Annotated in this window: 6 protein-coding genes; 2 read left to right on the plus strand and 4 right to left on the minus strand. The window is 75.3% G+C overall.

What is annotated here, in order from left to right:
* From ACFWH7_RS20305 to ptsP, 3 genes are all read right to left on the minus strand, one after another.
* On the minus strand, positions 1-908 hold a 908-nt coding region (locus tag ACFWH7_RS20305), incomplete at its 3' end, for an acyl-CoA thioesterase (protein ID WP_378219372.1).
* 136 nt (positions 909-1,044) lie between these two features.
* Positions 1,045-1,476: a globin gene (locus ACFWH7_RS20310; RefSeq protein WP_378219374.1), complete on the minus strand. Its 432-nt coding sequence runs from the start codon at positions 1,474-1,476 to the stop codon at positions 1,045-1,047.
* Between the two features lie 163 nt (positions 1,477-1,639).
* Positions 1,640-3,343, minus strand: coding sequence for a phosphoenolpyruvate--protein phosphotransferase (gene ptsP, locus ACFWH7_RS20315; protein WP_378219364.1), 1,704 nt, complete (start codon positions 3,341-3,343; stop codon positions 1,640-1,642).
* 205 nt (positions 3,344-3,548) lie between these two features.
* On the opposite strand from ptsP, the gene ACFWH7_RS20320 reads away from it, so the two are divergent.
* Positions 3,549-3,830: a glucose PTS transporter subunit EIIB gene (locus tag ACFWH7_RS20320; protein ID WP_255181276.1), complete on the plus strand. Its 282-nt coding sequence runs from the start codon at positions 3,549-3,551 to the stop codon at positions 3,828-3,830.
* Between the two features lie 69 nt (positions 3,831-3,899).
* Here the strand turns inward: ACFWH7_RS20320 and ACFWH7_RS20325 are convergent, their stop codons facing one another.
* Positions 3,900-5,054 carry a mechanosensitive ion channel family protein gene (locus ACFWH7_RS20325; RefSeq protein WP_378219368.1) on the minus strand — a complete coding sequence of 385 codons (1,155 nt, stop codon included), beginning with the start codon at positions 5,052-5,054 and terminating at the stop codon, positions 3,900-3,902.
* A gap of 90 nt (positions 5,055-5,144) precedes the next feature.
* Here ACFWH7_RS20325 and malQ point away from each other — a divergent pair, with 90 nt between their 5' ends.
* A complete protein-coding gene (gene malQ, locus ACFWH7_RS20330; RefSeq protein WP_378219370.1) occupies positions 5,145-7,325 on the plus strand; it encodes a 4-alpha-glucanotransferase in 2,181 nt (726 codons plus the stop codon).
* Positions 7,326-7,503: the final 178 nt, after the last annotated feature.

Consider the following 7,503-nt stretch of genomic DNA (forward strand, 5'->3'; position numbering starts at 1 on the left):
ACCGCGAGCGGGCCCCCCGCGCGCCCGCCCCGCCACCCCGGGCGGCCGCCCCCCGGCGCCCCCCGCGCCGGGAGGCGGACCATGCCCTCCTGCGCGATGGACGCGACGAGCGTCCCGTCCTGCGCGAACACGCGCGCCGCGCCGAGCCCGCGGCCGCCCTGCGCGCTCGACGCCGACTGCACGTAGAGCAGCCAGTCGTCGACGCGCGCGTCGCGGTGCCACCACATGGCGTGGTCGAGGCTCGCGATCGACAGGTCGGGCGTGACCCAGCTCGTGCCCGACTGGCGCAGGATCGGCTCGAGCATCACCTGGTCGCACGCGTACGCCATGAGCGCGCGGTGCAGCAGCTGGTCGTCCCCGACGTCGCCGCGCGCCCGCATCCACACCATCTGGTGGTCCTTGGGCTCGTGGTCGGGACCGAGGTAGAGCGAGCCCCCCACGTGCCGCAGCTCGAACGCCGAGTGGTGCGACCAGAAGCGCGCGATCGGGTGGTCGATGCCGCCGAGCACGTCGAGCGCGGACGGCACCTCCTCCGGGGCCGGCGCGTGGGGCATCGGCGACGAGTGCTCGATGCCGCCCTGGTCCTCCTGGAACGAGGCGATCATCGACAGGATCGGCTTGCCGTGCTGGATCGCGTGCGTCCGGCGCGCACTGAACGAGCGCCCGTCGCGCAGCCGCTCGACCGCGAAGTCGATCGGCACGTCGAGGCCGCCGGGCCGCAGGAAGTAGCCGTGCAGCGAGTGGGGGAGGCGGCCGTCGGGAACGGTGCGCCCCGCGGCCAGGACCGCCTGCGCGAGCACCTGGCCGCCGTAGACCCGGCCCGTCGGCTGGTGCACGCTCTCGCCGCGGAAGTGCTCGGGGTCGGCGGCCGACCCGTCGCCGTCACCGACCCGCTCGAGGCGCAGCACGTCGAGGAGGTGGTTCAGCGGGTTGGGGACCTGCTCGCGCGGGGCGGCGTCCGACGTCGGGCCGGGGGAGGAGGTCGACGGCGGCGTGGGCTCGGGGGTCACGGGTGGGGGCTCCTTCGCTCGGGCGGCGGGTCGGTCAGGCCTCGAAGGTGTTGAGGAGCGAGTGCGCCGCGCGCTCCAGATAGTCCCACAGCGTCGCCTCCTGGATCGGCGGCAGGTCGAGGGTGTCGACGGCGGCACGCATGTGGGCGAGCCAGCGGTCGCGGGCCTCGGGGTTGACCTTGAACGGGGCGTGCCGCATCCGCAGGCGCGGGTGCCCGCGCTGCTCGCTGTACGTCGTCGGGCCGCCCCAGTACTGCTCGAGGAACGCGGTGAGGCGCCAGCGCGCCGGGCCGAGGTCCTGCTCGGGGTACATGGGCCGCATGACCGGGTCGTCCGCGACGCCCTCGTAGAACGCGTCGACGAGGCGCACGAACGTCTCGTGACCGCCGACCTCGTCGTAGAACGTGCGGCTCGGGCGCACCGGCGCGGCGTCGGTCGCGGGTCCGGTCGTCGCGCCGTTCGACATGCCGGCGACGGGCAGCGACGTGCGGGGGCTGGGCTCGGTCGTCACCGGCCCATCATCGCACCGGGCACGGCCCTGTCCGGCTCGAGCACGGGGACCGGGGCGCACGTCACACGGGCGTGCCGCGCCGCGTGGTCGTGACGAGCGCCGCGCCGCGCCGTCCGCGTCAGAGGCCGAGCTCGGCGAGCACCGGCAGGTTCTCGCGGACGACGGCACGGGCCTCGGCCGCGCTCTCGGCCTCGACGGCGAGCCGCGCGAGCCGTCGGCACTCGTCGAGGTCCACCTCGCGCAGGAGCGCGGCGACGTCGGGGATCGCCCGGGCCGTCATGGACAGCGACGACACCCCGAGCCCCACGAGCACGACGGCGAGCACGGGCTGCGAGGCCGCCTCGCCGCACACCCCCACGGGCCGGCCTTGCTGCGCGCCGCCGGCGCACGTCGCCTCGACGAGCCGCAGCACCGCCGGCTGCCACGGGTCGCTCAGCTCGGCGAGCGAGCCCAGGAGGCGGTCGGCGGCCATCGTGTACTGCGTGAGGTCGTTCGTGCCGATCGAGGCGAACGCGGCCCGCGCGAGGATCGGGCCCGCGAGCAGCGCGGCGCTCGGGACCTCGACCATGACGCCCGCGACGTCGAGTCCGTGGGCACGGCAGCGCTCGACGAACCACTCCGTCTCGCCCACGGTCGAGACCATCGGTGCCATGACCCACACCTCCGCCTCCTCGGCGGTGGCGGCCTGCGCGATCGCGTCGAGCTGCTGCTCGAGCAGCTCCGGCCACCGCGCGGCGGTGCGCAGCCCGCGCACGCCGAGCGCCGGGTTCTCCTCGTCGTCGACGGTGAGGAAGTGCAGCGGCTTGTCCGCGCCGGAGTCGAGGGTGCGGATGACGACCTTCCGCCCGCCGAACGCGCGGAACACCGTGCGGTAGGCCGCCACCTGCTCCTCGACCGTCGGGGGCTGCTCGCGGTCGAGGAAGCAGAACTCGGAGCGGAACAACCCCACGCCCTCCGCGCCCGCCGCGGCCGCGGGCGCCGCGCCCGCGGGGTCGCCGACGTTCGCGAGGAGCTGGACGCGGTGCCCGTCGCGCGTGCGGCCCGTGCCGTCGAACGTGCGCACCTGCTGCGACCGCGCCCGCGCCGCGGCGACCTGCTCGTCGGACGGGCGCACGACCACGGTCCCGGCGGCACCGTCGACGAGGACGACGTCCTCCGGCGCGAGCGCGGCGCTCGCGCCGGTCGCCGCGACGACCGCGGGGATGCCCTTGGCGTTCGCCACGATCGCGGTGTGCGACGTCGGCCCGGCGCCGTCGGTGACGATCGCGAGCACGCGCGCGGGGTCGAGGGCGGCGGTGGCCGACGGCGCGAGGTCGGGCGCGACCAGCACGAACGGCTCCGTGTGCTCCGGCACGCCGGGCGCCGGGCGGTCGGTCAGCACCGCGACGAGCCGGTCGCGCACGTCCGCGACGTCGCGAGCGCGCTCGGCGAAGTACCCGCCGAGCTCGGTGAACTGCCGCACGACCTCCTGCGCGGCCTCCCACACCGCGCGCTCGGGCACCAGGTGCTCCTCGAGGACGCGGCGCCGCGCGTCGGCGGCCAGGGTGGGATCGCCGGCCATGGCCGCCGTCGCCTCGAGCACGTCGCGCGCCTCGCCCTCGGCGGCGTCCGCCGCGCGCTGGAGGTCGGCCGCGACCTGTGCGGCCGCGGCGTCGACGCGCCGTGCCTGTGCCTCGTGGTCCTCGCGCGGTCCCATCCGGAGCCCGGGAGCGGGCTCCGCGATCGGCTCCGGCATGAGCACCACCGGCCCGACCACCGTCCCGGGGCACACGCCGATGCCCGTGATGACCTGCCGTGCCTCGTCCTGAACTCCGCCCGTCACGACCCTCGCTCCTGTCCGCCTCGGGCGTGCGACCCGGGTGCCCGGGCCGGTGCGCACGCGTGCCCGTCACGGTCGACCGCCAGCCGCCGTGCACGTCCCTGTTGCGGGGGCGTTGCGGGGCCGCGTCGATCCGGTGACAACCTCGCCAGGAGACTAGGCTGTTCCCAGGTGCTCGGCACCCCGACACCCCGGATCCCCCGCGCGGATCCCCACCCGCGACTCGCCTCAGGAGACACTTTCGATGAGCACCCCCTCGGACCAGAAGGCACAGAACATCCTCGACGCCCTCGGGGGTCAGGGCAACGTGGTCGACCTCGAGCCGTGCATCACGCGCCTGCGCGTGGAGGTCACGGACCCCCAGCTCGTGGACGAGGCGCGCCTCAAGGCGACGGGCGCGTTCGGCGTCGTGCGCTCGGGCCGCGTCGTCCAGGTCATCGTCGGCCCGGAGGCCGACAACCTCGCCGCGGAGCTCGACGGCCTGCGCTGAGCCTCCACCGGGTCCCTCCGCACGGAGGGACCGGCGCCGTCGAGGTCGTGCCCGACGGCGCCGCGTGGCTCAGGACGCCCGGCCGCCCGCCGCGTCCTGCACCACGGTCGCCGCGGCGGCGCCGCGCCTCTCGCGGGCCGCCTGCGCGGACCTGTCGTCCGTGTCGTCGGGCCGGTCGTCGGGCCGGTCGTCGGGCCCTGTGCCGGACCGCGCGTCTGCCCGGTCGTCGGGCAGGGACGGGGAGTGGTCGAGGACGACCACCTGCTGCGCCCCGGCGAGCGGGATGCGCGCGTCGGACAGCGCCTGCCGGACGCGCGAGCGCAGGGCGCGCGCCACCTCCCACTGCATCGCGGCCTGCGTCTTCACCTGCACCTTGAGCTGCAGGGCCTCGGCCGTCATGGCCTCGATGCCCGTGACCTCGGGCGGCTCGAGGAAGTACGTGCCGAGCACCGGGTCGCTCCCGACGTCCTCGGCGGCCGCGAGCAGCGCCGCGCGCACGGCCTCGACGTCGGCCCAGTACGCGACGCGGACGTCCACCACCGCGCGTCCCCACTCCTGGGTCTTGTTGCCCGTGCGCAGGATCTCGCCGTTCCGGACGAACCACAGCGTGCCGTTGCCGTCGCGGACCTTCGTCACGCGCAGCGCGACCTCCTCGACGGTGCCCGTGACCTCGCCGAAGTCGACCGTGTCGCCCACGCCGTACTGGTCCTCGAGGAGCATGAACGTGCCCGAGAGGAAGTCCTTCACGAGGCTCTGCGCGCCGAAGCCCAGCGCGACGCCCGCGATCCCGGCCGACGCGAGGAACGGCGCGATGTTCACGCCGAGCTCGGTGAGGACCATGAGCACGATCGTCGCGCCGATGACGATGTTCGCGGTCGAGCGCAGCACCGAGCCCACGGTCCGCGCCCGCTGCGCCCGACGGGCGCTCGCGAGCGGGTTGGCGCGCAGCAGCACCGTGCCGACCTCGGACTGGCCCAGGCCCTTGAGCCGCTTGCCCCGGAGCGTGGGCGTGCCCTCGGCGATGTGCTCGGAGACGCGGCGGATGAGCCGGCGCACGACCGCGAGGACGAGCGCGCCGATCACGACGATGAGCAGCACGCGCAGCGGGAGGCCGACGAACCACTCGAACCAGTCGTCGGGGTTGCTCGCGTCGAAGCCGTTGGCGAGCTCTTCCGTGACCTCCGCGGGCGCGCGCACGGCAGGAGCGAGAAGGGGGAGGGACATGCGGGCAGGGTACCCGGGGCACATGAGAGCGCCCCGGGCACGCCGGGCGATCGTCCTGCCCGCAAGGCCCTGGTCTGGCAGGATGCAGGCGTGAGCGAACCCCCGCAGACGGACCTGCCCGAGCCGTTGGTGCAGCTGGCCGACGCCCACGGCGTCGCGTCCGACTTCTGGGACTTCGACGGGACGCGCCGCCAGGTCCGGGCCTCGACCCTCGTCGCCGTGCTGGAGGCCCTCGGCGTCCCCGCGTCGTCCCCGGAGAAGGTCGCCGTCAGCCTCGAGCACTCGCGCGACGACGCGTGGCGCCAGATGCTGCCCCCGACCGTGGTCGTCCGGCAGGGGGACGCGGTGCCGGTCCCCGTGCACGTCCAGGACGGCTCCGCCGTCGACGTCTGGGTCGAGCTCGAGGCCGAGCAGGGTCGCCACGGCGGCGCGGCCGGCCACCACGCCGCGCGCCCTGCGCGCGAGCGCCGCGACCTCGGCCAGCTCGACCTGTTCGTCGAGCCGCGCACGGTCGACGGTCGGCGCGTCGGCCGCGCGACGTTCGAGATCCCGGCCGACCTGCCCCTCGGGTGGCACGACCTGCACGCCGAGAGCGACGGCGCCCACGCGCGCGCGACGCTCGTCGTGACGCCGCAGCGGCTCGAGCTGCCCGCAGCCGTCGCGGAACGCCGCGCGTGGGGCTTCATGGCCCAGCTGTACTCGGTGCGCTCGCGCGCGTCCTGGGGCGTCGGCGACCTGGCCGACCTGGCGGACCTGGCCTGGCTCGCCGCGCACGAGGCCGGCGCGGACTTCGTCCTCGTCAACCCGCTGCACGCCGCCGAGCCCCGCACCCCGATGACGCCCTCGCCCTACCTCCCGACGAGCCGCCGCTTCGTCAACCCGCTGTACATCAGGGTCGAGGACATCCGCGAGACGGGGTACCTGTCCGCGGCCGACCGCTCGCTCGTCGAGTGGGCGTTCGACCCGGTGCGCGACCTCGACACCGACCCCGGCCCCATCGACCGCGACGCCGCGTGGGAAGCCAAGAAGGCGGCGCTCGAGGTCGTGTTCACCGCGCCCCGGTCGACCGCCCGGCAGGCGTCGCTCGACGCGTTCCGCGCCGAGCAGGGCAAGGGGCTCGAGGACTTCGCCACGTGGTGCGCGCTCGCCGACCACTACGGCGACCGCGACTGGCCGCCCGGCGCGTCCGACCCGAACGGCCCGACCGTCGCGGCGCTGCGCGAGCAGCTCGCCGACCGCGTCGAGTTCTACTGCTGGCTCCAGTGGGTGGCCGACGAGCAGCTCCGCGTCGCGCAGCGCACGGCGCGCGAGGCGGGGATGTCGGTGGGGATCATGCACGACCTCGCGGTCGGCGTGCACCCCGAGGGCGCGGACGTCTGGTCGCACCGGGGCGTGCTGGCCACCGGGGTGTCCGTCGGGGCGCCCCCGGACATGTACAACCAGCAGGGGCAGAACTGGTCCCAGCCGCCGTGGCACCCGCGCGCGCTCGCGCGGGCCGGGTACGCCCCGTACCGCGACATGCTGCGCACCGTCCTGCGGCACGCGGGCGCGATCCGGATCGACCACGTCATCGGCCTGTTCCGGCTGTGGTGGATCCCGGGCGGCGCGCGCGCCGACGCGGGCGCGTACGTCCGCTACGACCACGAGGCCCTCGTCGGCATCCTGTGCCTCGAGGCGCACCGCGCGGGCGCGATGGTCATCGGCGAGGACCTCGGCGTCTTCGAGCCCTGGGTGCGCGACTACCTCGCCGACCGCGGCGTGCTCGGTACGTCCGTGCTCTGGTTCGAGAAGACGGACGACGGCGCGCCGCTGCCCCCCGAGGACTACCGCCGGCTCGCGCTCGCCACCGTCACGACCCACGACCTGCCGCCGTCGGCCGGGTATCTCGCGGGCGAGCACGTCGAGCTCCGCGACCGGCTCGGCGTCCTCACGGAGGACGTCGCGGACGTGCGGCGCGCAGCCCGTGCGGAGCGCGACGCCATGGTCGCGTTCCTGCGCGAGCGCGGGCTCGTCGGCGACGACCCGTCCGAGCGCGAGCTCGTCGAGGCCCTGCACCGACTGATCCGCAGCACGCCCGCCGTCCTGCTCGGCGTCTCGCTCGCCGACGCCGTGGGGGAGCGCCGCTCGCAGAACCAGCCCGGCACGGACCAGGAGTACCCCAACTGGAAGGTGCCGCTCGGCGACTCGTCGGGCAACGTCGTCCTGCTCGAGGACCTCTTCGACTCCGCCCGCCTGCGCTCGCTCGCGAAGGCCATGAACGACGCCCTCTGACCCGCTGAGGAAGAACTTTGGTTGGTCGAGGTAGAACTCTGGTCACGAGAGATAGAACCCGGGTCGCGCGAGGTAGAACCGTGGTTCGTGTGCTCGACGGCGCGTGGTCACCCTGGGTGGTCGGGGTGGGTGGTGGTGCCGCGTCTACCATCCGCCGCTCGTTCCTCGCGGCTGCCCC

Source organism: Cellulosimicrobium cellulans (genome assembly GCF_042723955.1).
GTDB classification, from domain to species: Bacteria; Actinomycetota; Actinomycetes; order Actinomycetales; family Cellulomonadaceae; genus Cellulosimicrobium; species Cellulosimicrobium cellulans_H.

Bases quoted from the DNA above. Each gene is read 5' to 3' on its own strand.
- ACFWH7_RS20310 (WP_378219374.1), bottom strand. From the start codon at position 1,476: ATGTCGAACGGCGCGACGACCGGACCCGCGACCGACGCCGCGCCGGTG.
- ACFWH7_RS20325 (WP_378219368.1), bottom strand. From the start codon at position 5,054: ATGTCCCTCCCCCTTCTCGCTCCTGCCGTGCGCGCGCCCGCGGAGGTC.